This window comes from Mycetocola sp. BIGb0189 (assembly GCF_024810155.1).
In the GTDB taxonomy this organism is placed as follows: domain Bacteria; phylum Actinomycetota; class Actinomycetes; order Actinomycetales; family Microbacteriaceae; genus Mycetocola; species Mycetocola lacteus.
Map to the genome: position 1 here is coordinate 65,822 of NZ_JANUED010000007.1, position 17,804 is coordinate 83,625.

General features: G+C 68.8%; 16 protein-coding genes. 6 read left to right on the forward strand and 10 right to left on the reverse strand.

The features are described from left to right. Positions 1–62 precede the first annotated feature (62 nt). The 3 genes from M2390_RS11850 to M2390_RS11860 form a co-directional block, all read right to left on the reverse strand. Entirely contained in the window at positions 63–716 is a 654-nt protein-coding gene (locus M2390_RS11850) for a heme oxygenase (biliverdin-producing) (RefSeq protein WP_030147647.1), read from the reverse strand. A gap of 135 nt (positions 717–851) precedes the next feature. Continuing rightward, on the reverse strand, positions 852–1,157 hold the full coding sequence (locus M2390_RS11855; RefSeq protein WP_121687759.1) for a DUF2470 domain-containing protein: 306 nt from the start codon (positions 1,155–1,157) through the stop codon (positions 852–854). A gap of 70 nt (positions 1,158–1,227) precedes the next feature. Next, complete coding sequence (locus M2390_RS11860; RefSeq protein WP_259178954.1) at positions 1,228–4,692, reverse strand: hypothetical protein; 3,465 nt, start codon at positions 4,690–4,692, stop codon at positions 1,228–1,230. 52 nt (positions 4,693–4,744) lie between these two features. Between M2390_RS11860 and M2390_RS11865 the strand changes: the two genes are divergently transcribed. Further along, the gene (locus M2390_RS11865) at positions 4,745–5,395 is read left to right on the forward strand and encodes a YigZ family protein (protein WP_259178956.1); all 651 of its coding nucleotides are present in this window, start codon (positions 4,745–4,747) and stop codon (positions 5,393–5,395) included. A gap of 43 nt (positions 5,396–5,438) precedes the next feature. Here M2390_RS11865 and M2390_RS11870 read toward each other — a convergent pair whose 3' ends face one another. Further along, the gene (locus M2390_RS11870) at positions 5,439–5,825 is read right to left on the reverse strand and encodes an MmcQ/YjbR family DNA-binding protein (protein WP_259178958.1); all 387 of its coding nucleotides are present in this window, start codon (positions 5,823–5,825) and stop codon (positions 5,439–5,441) included. Next, complete coding sequence (locus M2390_RS11875; protein WP_259178962.1) at positions 5,822–7,093, reverse strand: ROK family protein; 1,272 nt, start codon at positions 7,091–7,093, stop codon at positions 5,822–5,824. Before M2390_RS11875 ends, M2390_RS11870 begins: the two co-directional genes overlap by 4 nt. Positions 7,094–7,260: 167 nt before the next feature. On the opposite strand from M2390_RS11875, the gene M2390_RS11880 reads away from it, so the two are divergent. The 5 genes from M2390_RS11880 (at position 7,261) to M2390_RS11900 (ending at position 11,683) form a co-directional block, all read left to right on the forward strand. Then, positions 7,261–8,013: a sugar phosphate isomerase/epimerase gene (locus tag M2390_RS11880; protein WP_259178964.1), complete on the forward strand. Its 753-nt coding sequence runs from the start codon at positions 7,261–7,263 to the stop codon at positions 8,011–8,013. Then, positions 8,010–9,107, forward strand: coding sequence for a Gfo/Idh/MocA family protein (locus M2390_RS11885; protein WP_259178965.1), 1,098 nt, complete (start codon positions 8,010–8,012; stop codon positions 9,105–9,107). The genes M2390_RS11880 and M2390_RS11885 overlap by 4 nt, the downstream gene beginning before the upstream one ends. Beyond that, complete coding sequence (locus tag M2390_RS11890; RefSeq protein ID WP_259178967.1) at positions 9,104–10,201, forward strand: Gfo/Idh/MocA family protein; 1,098 nt, start codon at positions 9,104–9,106, stop codon at positions 10,199–10,201. The genes M2390_RS11885 and M2390_RS11890 overlap by 4 nt, the downstream gene beginning before the upstream one ends. Before the next feature lie 11 nt (positions 10,202–10,212). Continuing rightward, a complete protein-coding gene (locus M2390_RS11895) occupies positions 10,213–11,226 on the forward strand; it encodes a sugar phosphate isomerase/epimerase (protein WP_259178969.1) in 1,014 nt (337 codons plus the stop codon). A 211-nt stretch (positions 11,227–11,437) separates the two neighbouring features. Next, complete coding sequence (locus tag M2390_RS11900; protein WP_259178971.1) at positions 11,438–11,683, forward strand: hypothetical protein; 246 nt, start codon at positions 11,438–11,440, stop codon at positions 11,681–11,683. On the opposite strand, the gene M2390_RS11905 is transcribed toward M2390_RS11900, so the two are convergent. The 5 genes from M2390_RS11905 to M2390_RS11925 all read right to left on the reverse strand — a co-directional run bounded on the left by M2390_RS11905 (position 11,666) and on the right by M2390_RS11925 (position 17,642). Next, positions 11,666–12,292 (reverse strand): hypothetical protein, encoded by a 627-nt coding sequence (locus M2390_RS11905; RefSeq protein ID WP_259178972.1) that lies wholly within the window; start codon positions 12,290–12,292, stop codon positions 11,666–11,668. The two genes, M2390_RS11900 and M2390_RS11905, sit on opposite strands and share 18 nt — an antisense overlap. A 281-nt stretch (positions 12,293–12,573) precedes the next feature. Then, positions 12,574–13,671, reverse strand: coding sequence for a DUF917 domain-containing protein (locus tag M2390_RS11910; protein ID WP_259178973.1), 1,098 nt, complete (start codon positions 13,669–13,671; stop codon positions 12,574–12,576). Continuing rightward, a complete protein-coding gene (locus M2390_RS11915) occupies positions 13,668–15,218 on the reverse strand; it encodes a hydantoinase/oxoprolinase family protein (RefSeq protein WP_259179277.1) in 1,551 nt (516 codons plus the stop codon). The genes M2390_RS11910 and M2390_RS11915 overlap by 4 nt, the downstream gene beginning before the upstream one ends. A gap of 100 nt (positions 15,219–15,318) precedes the next feature. Then, complete coding sequence (locus M2390_RS11920; protein WP_259178975.1) at positions 15,319–16,641, reverse strand: cytosine permease; 1,323 nt, start codon at positions 16,639–16,641, stop codon at positions 15,319–15,321. Positions 16,642–16,772: 131 nt separating this feature from the next. Then, on the reverse strand, positions 16,773–17,642 hold the full coding sequence (locus M2390_RS11925; RefSeq protein ID WP_259178976.1) for a DUF1684 domain-containing protein: 870 nt from the start codon (positions 17,640–17,642) through the stop codon (positions 16,773–16,775). Between the last annotated feature and the right edge of the window lie 162 nt (positions 17,643–17,804).

The window sequence follows — 17,804 nt, forward strand, 5'->3', positions numbered from 1 at the left end:
CGGCGCCCCACGCACAAACGCGGGCCCCTCCGAGGAGGAACCCGCGTTTGAGAAAGCCGTGGTTACGCGGCAGCGGTGGCCTTGGCGGCGCCGAGGTCCACAAACAGGTTGGTGTTGTAGGCGTAGGCGCGCACGATCTCCTCGATCACACGCTCACGCTCGGCCTCGTCCCAGTCCAGGGCGTCCAGCAGCTCGCGGTAGGCGTCCTTGAAGACGGCCGGGTCCTCGATCTCGGGGAACGCGTAGAACTCCACGCCGGCCTCGTCCAGCTCAAACTGACGCTTCATCAGGCGGGCGATGTACTGGCCGCCGGAGAGGTCGCCGAGGTAGCGGGTGTAGTGGTGGGCGATCAGGCCGCCGGCCCAGGTTGAGCCGATCTCGTTGATCCGGGCCACGTAGTTGACGGTGGTGGGCAGCGGGGCAATCTGCTCGCGCCAGTTGTCACCGAGCAGGAAGGCCAGGTCGCGCTCGAGCGCGGGCAGGCGGCGCAGCGACTCGAACACAAACTTGCCGGCAACCTCGTCCTCGGCCTGGGCGTCGGCCGCGGCCTCAAGCGCCTCGTAGATGAAGAAGTGCTGGGCGGTGAGGGCCGCGTAGTCCTCGCGGGTGCCGCGTCCACGCATCAGGTCGGCCATGAAATCGGCCCCCTCGCTCGAGGAGTGATCCTGGCGGGTGCGCTCGCGAACCTGGGTAGAGAAGGGGGTGACATCGGTCATGAGACGCTCCGGATTTACATGAAGAGTGGGGAAGGGGAGCCGAAGGCGGCTCGTTTACTTAGGTTACCCATACCGGCACTGTGTCGGCAAGATGTCCAAGGTGATTTCTCGGCCGTTTTTCGGCCGGGATTCGGACTAGGCGTGGGCGCGCGGCTCCAGGCCCAGCTCGGCGCAGGCCAGATCGTAGAGCACCACGATCTCACGCCGGATCTCCGGACGCTCGGTGATCGAGGTGCTCCACTTCACGGTGAGGTCGCGGGGTGCGCCATCCACGGTGATGCTCCAGGTTCCGCCGTCGCCATCCAGCGCGGTCATGATCGAACCGGTAGCGCCGCGGTCGCCGAAGGCGCGCGCGATCAGGAGGTTATCGTCGTTGTGGTCGTCGTTCATGTGGTGCAGGACGCCCGCGACGATCTCCGGGGCAAAAACAAAGGCGCTCATGGCGGATCCTCCGAAAGAGTAAGGGTTACCTAAGTAGCCTAATGGATATTCGTGCGACCCGCGTACATCCTTAGAATCCGGGACTGATCCGCATCCGCAGGTGTGGATTCGATCCGGCAAAAACGCCCGGCTGGATGGCCCGAGCGAGCGCGTCGAGGGCGCGCTCGCGGGGCTCCGGGGCCAGCCGGGGGAGCGCATCGCGCAGCAGGACGATGGTCTCACCGGACTGGCGGGTGCCCGAGATGCACGCGGCCAGCAGGTCCACGGCGACGATCTGGGCGGCGGGATCGCCCGCGCTCAGCCGGTTCGCGAGGGCCAGGGCGTGGTCGGTGCGGTGCAGGAGTGTCCGGCTCGCGGCGGAGTCGACCAGCTCGGCGGCGATCGATGCGCGTCCGGCCAGGGTTTCGGCCAGGGCCGCGGCGACCCGATCGGGTTCCAGCGTGGCCGCGGCTGTTAGCGCCCACACCGTGTGGGAGGCGATCCGCGCGTGTTCGCCCGTGGCCGAGAGGGACCGGGCGATGCTCAGAAGCGTGGTGACGGCCGAATCCGGGAGCGGCGCGCTCGCCACCAGGGCATCGGGATCCAGAATCCGCAGGAGCGCAAGGCGTGATCCACGGTTTCGGGCGAGCGTCAGCAGCGCGTCGGCCGCACCCTCGGTGTGCCCGGCGGACAGAAGCGTGGCCGTGACCGGCGCGGCCGCCACCGGGACGTCCTCGGGGGCGCGGGCAACCGCGTGCCAGAAGCTATCGGCGAGGTCCCGCTGGTGCGGGGCCCACACCCGGATCAGCGTGAGGGACGCGGATGCCCAGACGCCCGTGGTTTTCACCACGTCGATAGCCGCGCGCAGCGCCTCCGCGCGGGCAGCGGGCGAGAGGGTGGCGGAGGAAATGGCGGCGAGACGTGCGCCCGCACGCTCGGAATCCTCGGGGGAGTGCGGCCGCGATAGTTCGGCACGAACGAATGCGCGCTCGGCGCGCGCCTCGGGGTGGGCCAGGGCCAGATCGATGGCTCGCCAGCGTAGATCCGGGTGCGGCTGTGGCCCCAGGATGCTCAGGCGGCGGGCCGCGTGATCGGCGGTGCCGGCACGGTCAAGCGCCGCCAGGGCGAATCGGCGGGTGGAGACGCCGGTGGCGGCGGCATCGATGCGGGTGAGGAGTTCGGTGGTATGGGCGGCGGTCAGCGTCCCAGCGCGGCGAATAAGCGCGGAACCTGCCACACGACGGAGGGCACCGGACGCGGGAGCGGGCGCGGGCATGCCGGCCCCGTTTGCGCTGGCCGCGTTTGCCTCGGCCCCGCTTGCGCCGGACCCGGTCGCGCCGGGGTCGGCGGCCCCGGGATCGGCGGCCTCGACGGCATCGCCCGAGAGGATCGCGCACAGCACGTCGTCGGCCCCGGTGTCCTCGGTGCGTGCCCCCAGCAGGGCGATGGCTCGGCCGCGGAGGCGCTCGGCGGCAATCACCTCGTCCTCCTCGCCCGATTCGATGAGTGTTTCGGGGGTCAGTGTGGCCTGGCGCAGGGTCGCCAGTCCGTGCCCCGGAATACGGGACAGTGAGCCCAGCGCTGTCAGGCGCACAAATTCGTTATCCGCGGCTTCGCGCAGGGCCGCCTCATAGGCCGAGGCCACCAGCGTGCGTGCGGAGGCTCCCCAGCGGCCCGAACGCCCGGTGTCGGGTTCGCCGGCCGCGGCACCGGGGATCCGGACCAGCAGGTCGCTTCCGGCGTGGGAGAGGACCGCCTGCACGCCGGCCTCACCGAGGAGCGAGTACCGGTCTAGGCGTGGGTCATCCAGCAGCGCCCGAACCCGTGCCACTCGCGTCCTCCGATCCCGCAACCAGGCCCCGATCAACGGGGAAAACTCGAAGATGGCGTCGGGGTCCGTGGCCCGGATGGCGGCCAGCAGAGCCGCATCGAGGCCCGGATGCGTGGGGGCCTCCCACGCGAGTTGAACGAGCGTTTCGGTGGAGGATACCCGGGGGAGAATCCGGTCCAGGAGGAGAGCGCAAAGGGGATTGGCGATCCGGTCCAGGGGGAAGGCCAGGGGGTTCACCTTGGCGATCGCATCCACCATTCGCCACCCGAGCGAGGATGTGTTGTCGGTGCCGGTCAGAATCCTGATTGCGAGCCTGGCCAGGACCGAGAGGGTGCCCGGGTCTCGGTCGGGAGCGATCAGGGCCGCGTGAACCAGCGGAAACAGGGACTCCTCGGTGACACGGGCAAGCCGTGATGCGGGGGCCGCGCAGAGTGCATCGAGTGCGGCTAACCGGACGGTGCCGCGCTCGCTGCCGAGCCTGTCGAGCCTGTGCAGCAGCGCAGAGAGGTCGGCCCCGGGGTCCAGGACGGCCGCCCCGAGGAGCTCTCGATAGGCCTGGGCTCTGACCTCGGCGATGGAGCTCCGGAGCCGCGCATCGAGACGTTCCTCGGCCGCGGCAAGCGGCAGCCAGGGGATATCCGACTCGGGGTTGCCGGCCCGGGCCGCGCTCATCCGAGCGGCCGCGGGCAGGAGGTGCTCGCCCGTCCAGCCGCGCGCGGGGAGCGCCACACCGCGTTCGATCAGCGTGCGCAGGATCGCGCGCGCGTCCTCGGGGGCGGCCGAGGTGAGCAGCCGCGTGGCCAGCGCGGTGGGCCGAGGCTCACCCAGCTGGGCGGCAAGGAGATCGTGCAGGGGTTCCGAGGCTCCTGCGATCAGCTCCCGTGCGATGCTTCGCGCGGGAAGCGCCGGACGGTACGGGTGGAGGCGGGCCCGGGCAAGCAGGGGCAGCGTTTGGTCGGGATCGGCGCGCAGCAGCGCGTTCCAGAGCGGGGAGTGGGTCCCGGTCCAGCCCTCCAGGGGAGCATGGCTCGATACCGCCGCCAAGATCGCGGACAGCTGGCCCGGCGTCGTCGCGAGGGCGTCCACTCGAAGGGTGATCTCGGCCAGCGCGGCCACCAGCGCCGGGGTGAGCCGATCCCAGGCGGCATCTCGGGCTTCGTGGGGTGTCCAATCCAGGCTCTCCAGCAGGATCGGCACCGAAGCTTTCGGATGTGCTTGGGCGATCCGCTCGGGGCGCACGCTGCCCGGCAGCAGGGTACCCAGGTGCTGCTCGGCACGGGTGGGGGAGGCTGCCGGAAGCACCGTGCGGGCATCCTCGATCCGCTCGGAGTCCAGGGCCGCCTGCAGCAGGGCGTCGGCGAGGTCGGTGCGGTGGAGGGCGCGGACAGCACGCAGGAGGGCGCGGCGCTCTCGTGCACTGGCCCGTGTGTAGGCGTCGAGGACGGTCTCGGCGGTCGCATCGGCGCAGCGTGGCAGCGCGGTGATTGCCCGGATGCGTACCCGCGCATCCGGGTGCGTGAGTGCCGTCGCCAGCGCGGGGACCAGGCGGGCCTCGCGGGCCAGATCCACCGCGACCTCGCCACCCCACAGCTCCCGCTCGAACAGCTCGGCGCACAGCGTGCCGAGCGCCTCCGCATCCAGCTCGCGTGCCAGGCGCGCGATTTCTCGCCGCGCATCCGCCGGGGAGAGGCGGTCGATCAGGTCCAGCAGCTCGTCTGCGATCATGCGGTCAGCATAACGGGCCTGGCGGTTCGGGTCCACGTACTAGCCTGGAACCATGACCACGTTTGTGCCTCCCGGATATCGGAAAATTGCCGCGCCGGTCGAGACCGAACAGGAGATTAAGCGTTCCCGGTTTATCTGCTTTTTGACGCCGGTGACCGATGAGGAGGAGGCGCGCGCCGAAATCGCACGCGTGCGTGCGCTGCATCCCAAGGCCCGCCACCACTGCACCGCGTTTGTGCTGGGCGAGCGAGGCCAGCTCAAGCGCAGCAACGACGATGGGGAGCCCTCGGGAACCGCCGGTGCCCCGATGCTGGACGCGCTCGACGGGTCGGAACTGACGTTCGCGGTGGCCATCGTGGTGCGCTACTTCGGTGGCATTCTGCTCGGGGCCGGCGGGCTCACCCGCGCCTACCGCGCGGCGGTGGCCGACGCGGTAACCCACGCCAAAATCCTGCGCTTCGAACCGCGCGAACGCATCGCCGTGACGCTCGACTACTCCACCGCGGCCGTCGTCGAGGCCGAGGCGCTGCGCCGCGGATGGAGCATCGGCGAGGCCGAATACGGGGCGGATGTGACCCTGCGCCTGGGTATCCCGCCCGAGGACCGCGACATCGCCGCCGAGCGCATTGCGGCCCATACCGCCGGTGCCGCGACGGTCGTCGACGAGGGGTTCGGATTCGTCTCGGTGGGCGCGGCCGACTAGGCCCCGGGCACACCGGTGCCTTGCCGCGCCGGATCCTGGCGCGCTAGCGCCCGCCGCCCAGCGCCGCTAGCCGGATTCTGTCGGCGCGGGTGAGGCCCGCGGCCGCGCGCTCATGCGCCTCCACGATCAGGTCCTCGATCAGGTCGGGCGGGACGCTCTCATCCAGCACCACGGTAATCCAGTGCCGCTTATTCATGTGATAGCCGGGCGTAATTGCCGGGAAATCGCGGCACAGCAGGTCGCCGCGGACCGGATCCACCTTGAGCGTGAGCCAGAGCGGCGAGCGCGCCTCGGAGATCATCCCGAACATTTTGCCGAGCACTCGGAACACCCGGGCGTCCGGACCAAACGGATAGGTCGCATCGGCACCGGGGAGGGCGCAGGCCACCGCATCCCAGTGCGCGTACTGTGCGTGATCGAGGGCGCTCATGCGGTCAACGCGTCGATATTGGCCGGGGCCAGGACGTATCCCAGCACCATCTGGGCGGCGCCGAGTGTGCCGCCGCGATCACCCGAACGCGAGGGGATGATGTGCAGGTCCTGGCTGGAGAGCGCGATGCTGCGCGACTCGACGATCTCCCGAACTCCCGCCAGCAGATCGGGGGAGGCCGCACCCACGCTGCCTCCCACCACCACGTGTGAGGGGTTGAGTAGGCTGATGACCGTGGCCAGCGCCGCCCCCACGTCGCGTCCGGCCTGATGCAGCACCGCGGGAACCGGATCGGCCCCCGCCTGAATCAGGGCCAGCACGGCCGAGCGGGTACGCGGAGCGGCGGGATCCGAGGTGAGTAGGGCACCCAGCGCCGCGGCACCCACGAGTGCCTCCAGATCGCGTTCATCCTCGGGTGCCCGGCCGGATTCGGGATCAAACGGGATGCGCACATGGCCCAGATCCCCGGCGGCCCCCTGCGCCCCGCGTCGCAGCGCGCCACCGCTGATGATGCCCGCGCCCACGCCGGTGGACACCTTCACATACACGAGATCCTGCACCTCGGGCCACTCCTGAGCGCGCTCGCCGAGGGCCAGCAGGTTCACGTCGTTGTCCACATATACGGGCCCGGCCAGGCGTGCCCCCACGTAACCGGTGATGTCGAAGCGGTCCCACCCGGGCATGATCGGCGGGGCCACCGGAAGCCCGGCGGCATGCTCGACCGGTCCCGGTACGCCGATCCCGATGCCCAGGATGTCCGCGACTTCGTGGCCCGCGGCGGCCAGCTGGCGGTGCGCGGCGGCGATGACCCAGTCCAGGACCGGGACCGGTCCGTCGGCGATCACCAGGTCGCTGCGTTCCTCGCAGAGGATGGTGCCAAACAGGTCGGCCACGGCGACCTGCCCGTGGGTGACGCCGAGCTCAATCGCGATCACGATCCGGGCGCGCTCGTTGAGGCGCAGGCGGGCGGGCGGACGTCCGCCGGAGGATTCGGCTTCACCCGCGTCGATCAGCAGGCCCGAGGCGATCAGGGTGTCCACCCGCGCCGAGACGGTCGAGCGGGCCAGCCCGGTGAGGGTGCCGATCTCCGCCTTGGTGCGGGCGCTACCGTCCCTGAAAATCTGCAGGACCTGACCCACGCCGCCGCTCACCTGGGGTGCCTGTGGGCCCGGATTCCCGGGGATATAGGGGGTGAGTGGGTCCGCGGCTGCACCCGCGTTCTCCCGAGCGCCCGGGGGAGTGGGCGTGGGAGAGGGGGCAGCGGTCATGCCGTGAGTCTATCCGTTTTGTCGAAGTTCTCGGGGCGGCGAGGCGGAGTTGTGTGGGGTCGGAAAAAGATGTTCCCGAGACTTTTCGGACTTTTGTTTGTTTGTGGGCAAAAGTCCGGTACGCTCGTTTCCACGGACCCATCCATCCACCCCGCAAAAGGATCATCATGACTTCCAACCACCTCACCGCCCAGCTGTACTCGGTGCGTCACGCGCTCGCCGAAGACCGCGCCGCCACCCTGACCCGCCTCGCCGAGATCGGCTTCACCCAGATCGAAACCTTCGGCTTCAACGCCGAAAGCGTCGCCGACATCCGCGAGTTCGCCGAGTACGGCCTCTCGGTCCCGAGCGCACACTCCAACTTCCTGGGCAAGGGCTTGGACGTTTCGGCCACCTTCGCCGCGGCCGCCGAGGCCGGCGTGGGCACCGTGATCGAGCCCTTCCTACCCGCCGAGCACTTCGGTGATGCCGACGCGATCAAGAAGGTCGCCGACCAGCTCAACGCCGCCGCCGACCTCGCCGACCAGCACGGCGTCGTCACCGGTTACCACAACCACGCCTGGGAGGCCGAGGGCCTGGTCGAGGGTGTTTCCCCGATCGAATACCTGGCAAGCCTGCTCGACCCGCGTGTGACCCTCGAAATTGACACCTACTGGGCCCAGGTGGGCGGCCAGAACCCGATCGACCTGCTCGGTCGACTGGGTGAGCGCGTCTCCCTGCTGCACATCAAGGATGGCGACGCCAGCCGTGACGTCAAGAACCAGCTGCCCGCCGGTTCCGGTGTCCTGGACGTCCTCGGCATCATCGCCGCCGCCCCGCACGCGACCCCGGTGGTCGAGTTCGACGACTACGCCGGCGACATCTTCGAGGGTCTGCAGACCGCCTTCAACTTCCTCACCAAGAACGGTGTCCAGGCATGAGCGGCGTCGTCGGAATCGGCCTGATCGGTGCCGGTGTCATCAGCGACCAGTACCTGGCAAACCTGACCACCTTCCCCGATGTTGAGGTGCGCTTCATCGCCGACCTCGACGTCGAGCGTGCCCGCACCCAGGCCGAGAAGTACGGCGTGGCCGGCTTCGGAACCGTGGCCGAGCTGCTGGCGGACGACTCGATCGAGATCGTCATCAACCTCACCATCCCCAAGGTGCACGTCGAGATCGCCCTGCAGATCCTGAACGCCGGTAAGCACGTGTGGAGCGAGAAGCCCTTCGCGCTGGACCGCGAGAGCGGCCGCGAGCTGTTGGCCGTCGCCAACGCCAAGAACCTGCGCGTGGCCACCGCCCCCGACACCTTCCTCGGTGCGGGGATCCAGCACGCCCGCCGCCTGGTGGAATCCGGCCGGATCGGCGCCCCGCTGACCGCGCTGACCCTGTTCCAGGTGCCCGGCCCCGAGAGCTGGCACCCCAACCCCGACTTCCTGTTCCAGGAGGGCGCGGGTCCGCTGTTCGACATGGGTCCCTACTACTTCACCGCCCTGGTGCAGCTGTTCGGTCCGGTTAAGCGCGTCTCGGCGCTGTCCTCGAAGTCGCGCGACACCCGCGTGATCGGTTCGGGACCGCGCGCGGGCGAGTCCTTCGACGTGACCGTGCCCACCCACATCAGCGTCAACATCGAGTTCGAGGGTGGCCAGAGCTCCCAGTCGATCCTGAGCTTCGATTCGCCGCTCGCGCGCATCCAGTTCGAGGTCACCGGCGAGACCGGCGCGCTGACCATCCCCGACCCCAACCGTTTCGAGGGCGAGCTGATCGTGCACGGTTACGGTGTCGAGCCCGAGACCATCGAGGCTCAGGGCACCAGCGCCGGCCGCGGCATCGGCGTGGTTGAGCTGGCCCGTGCGATCCGGGCCGGTGTGCCCGAGCGCGCCTCCGGGGAGCTCGCATTCCACGTGCTCGATGTCATGGTCTCCACCGCCGAGTCGGCCGCCTCGGGTGAGCCGGTCACCGTGGAGAGCACCGTTGTGCTGTCCGCTCCGCTGGCCGAGGACTGGGATCCCGCGGCCCGGGTGATCGCATGAGTGTAAACCCCAACCGCATCGGTGCGGGCGTCGGCGTGGGCATCGTGGGCGGTGGCTTCATGGCCACCGTGCACGCCCGCGCGGCCCGCACCGCCGGGGCCACCCTCGTGGGAGTGGTGGCCTCGACCCCCGCCCGCTCGGCCCAGGTGGCCGAGGAACTGGGTGCGCTGCAGGCGTTTGACTCGCTCGAGGCCCTGCTCGCCGATGAGCGCATCACCGTGGTGCACGTGTGCACCCCGAACGCGCTGCACGCCGAGCAGGCCGCCGCGGTGATCGCCGCCGGCAAGCACGTGGTGTGCGAGAAGCCGCTGGCCACGACTCCTGCCGAGGCGCGCAGCATTACCGAGGCCGCCGCGGCCGCCGGTGTCATCGCCACCGTGCCCTTCGTCTACCGCTTCCATCCAATGGCTCGTGAGGCGCGTGCGCAGATCGCCGCCGGTGGCAGGGTTCTGACGATCGGGGGCGAGTACCTACAGGACTGGCTCGCCGCCGCCGACTCGGACAACTGGCGCGTGGACTCCGCGCAGGGCGGGAAATCCCGCGCGTTTGCGGACATCGGATCGCACCTGGTTGACCTGATCGAGTTCATCGGTGGCGACCGCATCCACTCGCTGTATGCGCGCACCCGCACCTTCCTGGCCGAGCGCTCGGGCACCGGAACCGTGACCACCGAGGACGCGGTGTCGGTGAGTTTCGAAACCGTGGGCGGCGCCATCGGCACACTCCTGGTCTCGCAGGTCGCCCCGGGCTTCAAGAACGGCCTGGTGCTGAAGATCTCGGCCACCGACTCGAGCATCGTGTTCGAGCAGGAACAGCCGGATTCCCTGTGGCTCGGCACCATCGCCGAGAACCGCGTGCTGCCGCGCGAGGCCGACCGCCTCGACGCCGATGCCGCGCGCCTCTGCGTGGTGCCCTCGGGTCACGCCCAGGGGTATCAGGACGCCTTCAACGGCTTTGTAGCCGACACCTACGCCGCCATCGCCGGTGAGACCCCCGTGGGCCTGCCGACCTTCGCCGACGGCCTGCGCGCGGGCATCATCACCCAGGCGGTGCTCGACTCGGCAGCGTCCGGTCAGACCGTGGTTCTGGACTAGAGGAGATTGAAATGACTGAAGCACGACTTCCCGTCACCCTGTTCACCGGACAGTGGGCTGACCTGCCCTTCGAAGAGGTCGCTCGTCTGGCCGCCGAGTGGGGCTACGACGGCCTGGAGATTGCCGCCTCCGGCGATCACCTCGACCTGAAGCTCGCCGACGAGGACGACTCGTACCTGGCCTCGCGCCTGGAGATCCTCAAGCGCTACAACCTGCAGGTGTTTGCGATCTCGAACCACCTCACCGGCCAGGCCGTGTGTGATGACCCGATCGACTTCCGTCACCAGTCCATCGTCCGCCCCTACACCTGGGGCGACGGCGATGGCGAGGGTGTGCGTCAGCGCGCCGCCGAGGACATGAAGCGCTCGGCCCGCGTGGCCCGCAAGCTCGGCGTGGATACCGTGGTGGGCTTCACCGGATCGAAGATCTGGCAGTACTCGGCGATGTTCCCGCCGGTACCCGCCTCGGTCATCGACGCCGGCTATGAGGACTTCGCAAACCGCTGGAACCCGATCCTCGACGTCTTCGACGCCGAGGGTGTGCGCTTCGCCCACGAGGTGCACCCGGGCGAGATCGCGTATGACTACTGGACCAGCGTGCGCACCCTCGAGGTGCTGAACCGTCGCGAGGCCTTCGGCTTCAACTGGGACCCTTCGCACATGATGTGGCAGAACATCGACCCGGTCGGCTTCATCGTCGACTTCGCCGACCGCATCTACCACGTGGACTGCAAGGACACCCGCCTGCGCCCGCACAACGGCCGCGCCGGCGTTGTGGGCTCGCACCTGCCCTGGGGCGACCCGCGCCGCGGCTGGGACTTCGTCTCCACCGGACACGGCGACGTGCCCTGGGAGGACTCCTTCCGCGCCCTGAGCTCGATCGGCTACAACGGCCCGATCTCGGTCGAGTGGGAGGACGCCGGCATGGACCGCCTCGTTGGTGCCGCCGACGCGGTGAACTTCGTGCGCTCCCTGCTGTGGAAGCTCCCGGAGGGCTCCTTCGACGACGCCTTCTCCAACCAGTAGGTAGCGTACCCACAAACGTCCCGCCCGTGATCCTCGGATCGTGGGCGGGACGTTTGTGTGGGGTGCTCACAGGTCCGACGTAGCCGGGTAAGCCTGATGCCTCGATGATCGTGGCCGCAGTCACACTACGGTAGGTCCGAGAGCACCGGTGGGCGCGGGGCTACCGGTCGATAGACGTAGTGGGGCGGGCCGTGGCAAATCTGCAAATTGTGTGGGTGGCAAATCCAAAGGTGCGCGTACCCGCCGAATATGCCCCGAAGCGCCCGCGCTCTTTGCGGTGATCGGCTTCGCCTTTATCCTGCTCCAGCTCCTCCTCACCCGCACCGCGCCCAGACTCGAACTCACCCCCGATGCGGTGCTGTACCGCAGCGGCTGGACTACCGCCACGATCCCGTGGGTGAGCGTGGGCACACTCACCCTCGAGCCGCGCTCCGCGGCGCTACATGATGACGTGTGACTCGGGTTGCCGAGGGCTGGTGTCGGTCGACGGGACCGGGGTGAGCAGTGCGAGAATTCCGATCAGCGCCGGGGCGAGGGCACTGACAAGAGCGCTGAGGCCGGTCATGATGGATGTGGCCGGCCCGAATGCGCCAAAATCTGCCTGGGCTACCGCCGCCGTGATCCCCGAGATCACCGCGGTTGCGGCGAGGATGGCGAGCGGGACCCAGCGCCATCCGAGGAGGAGGGCACGGTTTTGCCCGACCTGCACCGCAACGATCGCCAACAGGGCGAAGTGGAGAAAACCAAATGCGGTCCAGAGGGTGAGGAGCGCGGGGTTCAGCGGGCTAAACGACGCCCAAAACACGATGACTAGCGCTGTCAGTCCCGTCCACACGGCCAGGATGGCCAGAGCAATGGTGCCCGAACGCTTGCCCCCAACGATGTTTCCGCCCGAACCACCACCCCATCCCAGAAGCACGAGCGCCGACACCTGCAGCAGGGAGGGCACCAGGGGGGACGGGATCAGCGGCACCGGCGTTCCCAGCGTGATCGCCGATGCGATCAGCAGGATGCCGGCGATGCGCCAGGAGATGCGGCGGTCGAGTGTGGTCAGTGCGTTCATCATGGCCCCCGATGAGTGTCCGAGCCAGCGGTGGACCGGAGTTATCACCATGATAGGGGAGGCCGTGTCGGCCCCGAATCGTGGTGTCCTCGGTTTCCGTGACTCCCCCTCGGCGAACCCCCGAGATGCAGAGATTACGAATGGGCTTTCGCCGCGGGATTCGCCCCACGCATGGGAACGCCCCGGGTCAGCTCTGAGACTGAATACCGGGGCGACCACGTAGGTGTTCACGTAACGTAGTGGATCAAGTCCGCTAGAGGCTAGCCTGAACGAGCTATTTCAGGCTAGCTCAGTTCCTCCACCGGGACGAAGGCATCGGTCAGCCCGAAGGCCGGTGGGCCGAAGGTGTCCAGGGCCTCGGGGGTGCGCATGAGCGCCGGGGTGGAGACCCCGAGTACCCGTACTCGCTGACCGTAGCGCAGGGCTTCGGTGGTGATCGGCTCGGCCGTTTCCTGGTCCACCACGCAGATCAGGTCCGGGACGATCGCGACCAGCCGGCCATCGCGTCGGGCGACCAGATTTTCGTTCTGGAAGTCGATCTCGAAGGCGCTGGTATCCGTGGCATCCGCCGAGACGAGCTTGGCGCGGCCGCGGGCGAAGCCGCCCTCGGTGCGGCGCTCGACGTCGACGATCTTTCCCACAAACAGCTCCCGCACGTGCGAGTACAGGGTGGGGGCCAGCGCATCGGCGATGGCCTCGAACGGGGAGCGGTGCTCGGCGCGCGCCTCGCGGATGGCACGCCCGATCGACAGGGCCATCGAGATGGTGCGGGGAACGCCGGTGCGGCGCACATCCGCCCCGGTCATCGCATATTCGGCAATCGCGGCCGAGCCGCCCAGCTCGACCGTCAACGCCCGCGCAAGCTGCTCGATCCGGCGGTTATCCGCGCCGGTGTCCAGGATGATGTGCTCGCCGCGTTCGGCGGTCAACGCGATGGGCGACGCATTCACGCCGTACACCGCGAAGGTCTCCATCGAGAGCTCGGGGAACGCGCGCCCCATCCCGTCGGCGTCCACAACCGGCAGGCCGGTCTGCGCGGCCACCAACAGCGGGATCAGCGAGTTCACCCCGCCGCACTCGATCGGCATGGTCGCGTCGGCCTGGCGGCCGTAGTGCGCCTCCAGGTGGCGCAGCGCGGTCAGCGGTTCGTGGCCGGCGAGGAGCTTCTCGATGATCACCGTGGGGGCACCCATCAGCGCGACCGGGATCACAAACAGGTCATCGGCAATCTCGTCGGGATCGAGGATCGTGATCGATCCCTCCCCGAGGGCCAGCTCAACCAGCTTGTGACCGATGTACGGGTCGCCGCCACCACCGGTACCGAGGAACGCGGCACCGCGGGCGAGGTCGGGCAGGTCGGCCCGGGTCAGTTCCCAGCTCATGCGGAGACTCCTTCGAGGTCACCCACGGCCTTGATGCGCACACGCGTCGCACCGCCGGGGAGGTAGGGGATCGGGATTTCGTCCACGTCGAGAATGGTGACCGTTGCCGGGTCGGCTCCGGCCGCAATCGCCTCGGCGATGGCACGCTCCTTGAGCGCAGCGAGCACGGTGTCGCGGCTCCCGGGAACGATGGATTCCACCGTGTCGATTTCGGCACCCACCTGCGAGATCGAGGCGCCGATCGCATTGGCGACCCCGGCGTTTTCGGGCCGGACAATCTCGCCCAGCCCGGGCAGGGTCGGCGCGAGCAGCACGGCGCCGCCACCCACCGCGACCACGGGGATCGGCTCCGGGGAGGTGCGCATGCGGTCGATGGCCTCGGCGATGCGCTGATCGATTCGGTGCAATACGCGCTCCACCAGCGCCGGGTCCAGGTGGGCGACTCGGGCGGGATCACCCAGGGTGACCCGGCCTCCGGCGACCGCGATGTCCGTGGCGGTCAGCACGTCGCCGCCGAAGACCAGGGCCTTCTCGGTGAGTCGGAAGCCGACCGATTCGGGACCCACCTCGGCGGTGTCGACGTTGACGATCGAGCCGCCGCCGATGCCGATCGAGATCACATCGGGCATGCGGAAGTTGGTGCGCACCCCGGCGACCGCGACGCTCGCCGCGGCCTCGCGCGGGAACCCGCCCTCGATCAGGCCGATATCCGCGGTGGTTCCGCCCACATCCACGACCGCGCAGGTTGCCAGGCCCGTGGTTTCGGCGGCCCCACGCATCGAATTGGTCGGGCCCGAGGCGAAGGTTGCGACGGGGTAGCGGCGCACGAAGTCTTCGTCCATCAGGGTGCCGTCGTTCTGGCTGAGGTAGATCGGGGCGGTGATCCCGAGTCCGCGCACGGTGGTTGCCAGACCCTCGATCACCTCGGTACCCAGCTCGCGCAGGGCCGCGTTGATCACCGTGGCGTTTTCGCGCTCCAGGATCCCCAGTCGGCCGATCTCGTGCGACAGCGAGAAGGTGACAAACTCGGGTAGCTCGGCGCGCAGAATCTCGGCCGCGGCGGATTCCAGCTCGGCGTTCAGCGGGCTAAACACCGAGGCGATGGCGACCGAGCGCACCCCGGCGGCGCGCATGTCGGCGGCCTGGGCGCGCAGCTCAGCGGGGTCCAGCGGCGAAATCGGACGACCGTCGAACTCGTGACCGCCGTGTGCCAGGTACACCTTTGCGGAAATCGCGGACACCAGGGTCTCGGGCCAGTCGGTGAGCGGCGGCAGCGCGGCGCTCGCCGGAAGACCCAGCCGCACCACCGCGGTGGGGGCCAGGTCCCGGGCCTGGACGAGGGCGTTGACAAAGTGCGTGGTGCCGATCATCACGGCGCGCACATCCGCGTTTTCAAACGGCGACTGCTCGCGCAGGGCCCGGATCGCGTCGCCGATGCCCGAGGTCACATCCGCGGTGGTCGAGCGCTTGACCCCGGCCAGCACTTTGCGCCCATCCATCAGGACGGCATCGGTGTTGGTGCCACCCACATCGATCCCGATGCGCAGGGCCCGCGCGATAGGGGCGGGGACGGTGGCGGGAATCTGAACCTCGCTCATGCGGACACTCCGTTCGTGGTGGACAGGGAATCGCGGGTGCGGGTGGACACTATGCGGCCACCTCGATCTTGCTGGTGTGGGCGACGCCGACCCCGCGCACCAGGCCCAGCTTGCCGGCGATCACGTAGAGAACAATCGAGAGCAGCAGGCTGGTGACGGCGGGGATTCCCCAGGTGACAAAGTGGCCCACCAGGGCCGAGACGGCCCAGATGATCAGCGTGGCCGGGACCCAGCGCGGGGCGGTTGCGGGCAGTGCGGTCTCGTCCTCACCGCGCTTATCCAGCAGCCCGCGGAACGCCTTGACGATGAAGTACTCGGCCACCATGATGCCCGCGATCGGCGGGAAGACGACCCCCAGCAGCACCAGGAAGTCGGTGAACTTGCCGAGGATTCCGGCGGCGGCGAGGATCGATCCCACCACACCGAAGATCACGGTGGTCCACAGGCGGTTGAGGCGTACGCCGAACAGGGTGTGCACAAAGGTGATCACGCCGAGGGTCGAGGAGTACAGGTTCCAGTCGTTGACCTTGAGCGTGCCGGAGACCACGATGATCAGGCCGATCAGGCCCACCGAGGAGGTGATGATGGCCACGATGTCGCCGCTGCGGGCACCGTGGGCGACCAGGACGCCGGCCAGACCGATCACAAACTCACCGAGCGAGACGCCAACAACGGTCTGCTTGACCACGTCGGATCCCGAGCGGTTGAAGCGGGTCATATCGGGGGTGATGATTGCGCCCACGATCACACCACCGGCGACGATTCCCGCACCGGCGATCAGGCTCAGCGAGGGGCCGGGGGCGGGGCCGGTGAGCAGGTCGGCGAAGTTGTGGCGGGAGAGCTCTGAGGTGACCGACCAGGCCACCAGGATCAGGAACAGCGGCACCGTGATGTTCGCGAGCCACTGCATGCCGAGGAATCCGAAGGCCACGATCGCGGTCACGATCAGGCCGAAGATCAGGCTCCATGCCCAGGAGGGCATGACTCCGGGCAGTAGGGCGTTGAGCGAGTCGGCGGAAATAGCGGACTGGATGCCGAACCAGCCGATCAGGCTGATGCCGATTGCCAGGCCCACCAGGGCCGCACCGATGTCGCCGAAACCGGTCCAACGGGCCAGCAGCGAGGTGTTCAGGCCCTCGCGCTGGCCGATGATCCCCACGGCGAGCATGATCAGCTCAACCAGCAGCGAGCCGAGCAGGATCGCCAGGAACGCGGTGGCGAAGTTCATGCCGTAGCCGAGGGTGGCACCGATCAGGAACTGGGCGAGAGCGCCGACCATGCCAAAGCGCTGCACGGCGATGCCAAACCAGTGGCGTCGGGCCGAGGAGGGTACGCGGGCCAGCGCAAAATCGTCGGAGGATGACTGGGACATTGTGGGGTCCTTTGAAGATGTGGGGATCGGGGAGGGTGTCGGCCGGATTCGGGGATACCGGGTGACGGGAAGGGGAGCCGGCGGGGACCGGTCTGGCCGCATCCTGGGGAGGAGGCGGCATGCGGGGAGGACTATGGGTGCGGGGAGAACGAGGGGGTGTGCCGGGCACGGTTCTCGCCCGCGGTGATCGCGGCCGAGACCCGGTTGTGGGCCGGGGGGATCGGACAGCTGAAGAAGTCGCTGAAGCCGCAGGGTGGGACGAAGGCGCGGTTGAAATCAAGGGTGATCGGGGCGCCATCGGGTACCGGATCCAGGCGGAGGAAGCGGCCCGGGGCGTAGCTGATCGCTCCGGTGGTGGCATCGGCAAACACCAGGACCAGCGCGGGGCCGTCGGCGAACACCAGCAGCGAGTAGTCGGCCTCGCCCACCCGGACTGCGATTGTGCCGGGGACCGCCTTGGTGTGGCCGTTATCGGATTCGCGGGTGAAGCCCCAGGGCACCCGGGCGTCGGGCTCGCCGGCGTGGAAGGTGCCGGAGAGGACCCAGGCGGGATCGTAGGGGTTGGTGTCGATCCCGGTCAACGAGGTCACGGTGGGGGCTTCGGCGTCGTAGACGCGCAGCTCAAAATCGGTGCCGTCGAGGCTGAAGGCGTCGATCGTGAACCGGTCATACTCGATCAGCGGAAATCCGTCGGCTCCGAGGCGCTCCACAAACGTCTCAACGCCCGGGGTCAGCTCGCGCTCACCCGCGCCGGTGCGCAGCGTAACCCCGACGGTGTGGGCGCGTACGCGCACGCCCGGTTCCTCCGCGATCCGCCAGGCACTCAGCGGAAACTCGGGGATTTCTCGCTCGGTGGCATCCACCGGCACATAGTTGATCAGCGCCGCGGCCCCGGTGCGTCCGGAGACCTGGAGCAGCCGCTCGGATCGCCAGGCAGCGTGAGCGGCGGCCGGGTCATCTGAGGCGGCCGAAAGGGGATCGGTGGTGGCGGAGAGAGTCATGGAAATATCATCATTGCCCCACTTCCGGGGGACAGCGAGTTTCATGACAAACTATGACAACCTACCGGTCGGTAGGAGCCGAGGTGGGATCGCGAGCGAGACGTGTCGAGCCGCCGCGGGATGATCGGCCCTCGCCGCGAATCCTTGGCCCGAAGGCAACCG

Coding starts and splice junctions, on each gene's coding strand:
- M2390_RS11875 (WP_259178962.1), bottom strand. CDS start 7,093: ATGACCGCTGCCCCCTCTCCCACGCCCACTCCCCCGGGCGCTCGGGAG.
- M2390_RS11910 (WP_259178973.1), bottom strand. CDS start 13,671: ATGAGCTGGGAACTGACCCGGGCCGACCTGCCCGACCTCGCCCGCGGT.
- M2390_RS11885 (WP_259178965.1), top strand. CDS start 8,010: ATGAGCGGCGTCGTCGGAATCGGCCTGATCGGTGCCGGTGTCATCAGC.
- M2390_RS11860 (WP_259178954.1), bottom strand. CDS start 4,692: ATGATCGCAGACGAGCTGCTGGACCTGATCGACCGCCTCTCCCCGGCG.
- M2390_RS11850 (WP_030147647.1), bottom strand. CDS start 716: ATGACCGATGTCACCCCCTTCTCTACCCAGGTTCGCGAGCGCACCCGC.
- M2390_RS11905 (WP_259178972.1), bottom strand. CDS start 12,292: ATGATGAACGCACTGACCACACTCGACCGCCGCATCTCCTGGCGCATC.
- M2390_RS11890 (WP_259178967.1), top strand. CDS start 9,104: ATGAGTGTAAACCCCAACCGCATCGGTGCGGGCGTCGGCGTGGGCATC.
- M2390_RS11870 (WP_259178958.1), bottom strand. CDS start 5,825: ATGAGCGCCCTCGATCACGCACAGTACGCGCACTGGGATGCGGTGGCC.
- M2390_RS11855 (WP_121687759.1), bottom strand. CDS start 1,157: ATGAGCGCCTTTGTTTTTGCCCCGGAGATCGTCGCGGGCGTCCTGCAC.
- M2390_RS11895 (WP_259178969.1), top strand. CDS start 10,213: ATGACTGAAGCACGACTTCCCGTCACCCTGTTCACCGGACAGTGGGCT.
- M2390_RS11880 (WP_259178964.1), top strand. CDS start 7,261: ATGACTTCCAACCACCTCACCGCCCAGCTGTACTCGGTGCGTCACGCG.
- M2390_RS11925 (WP_259178976.1), bottom strand. CDS start 17,642: ATGACTCTCTCCGCCACCACCGATCCCCTTTCGGCCGCCTCAGATGAC.
- M2390_RS11920 (WP_259178975.1), bottom strand. CDS start 16,641: ATGTCCCAGTCATCCTCCGACGATTTTGCGCTGGCCCGCGTACCCTCC.
- M2390_RS11865 (WP_259178956.1), top strand. CDS start 4,745: ATGACCACGTTTGTGCCTCCCGGATATCGGAAAATTGCCGCGCCGGTC.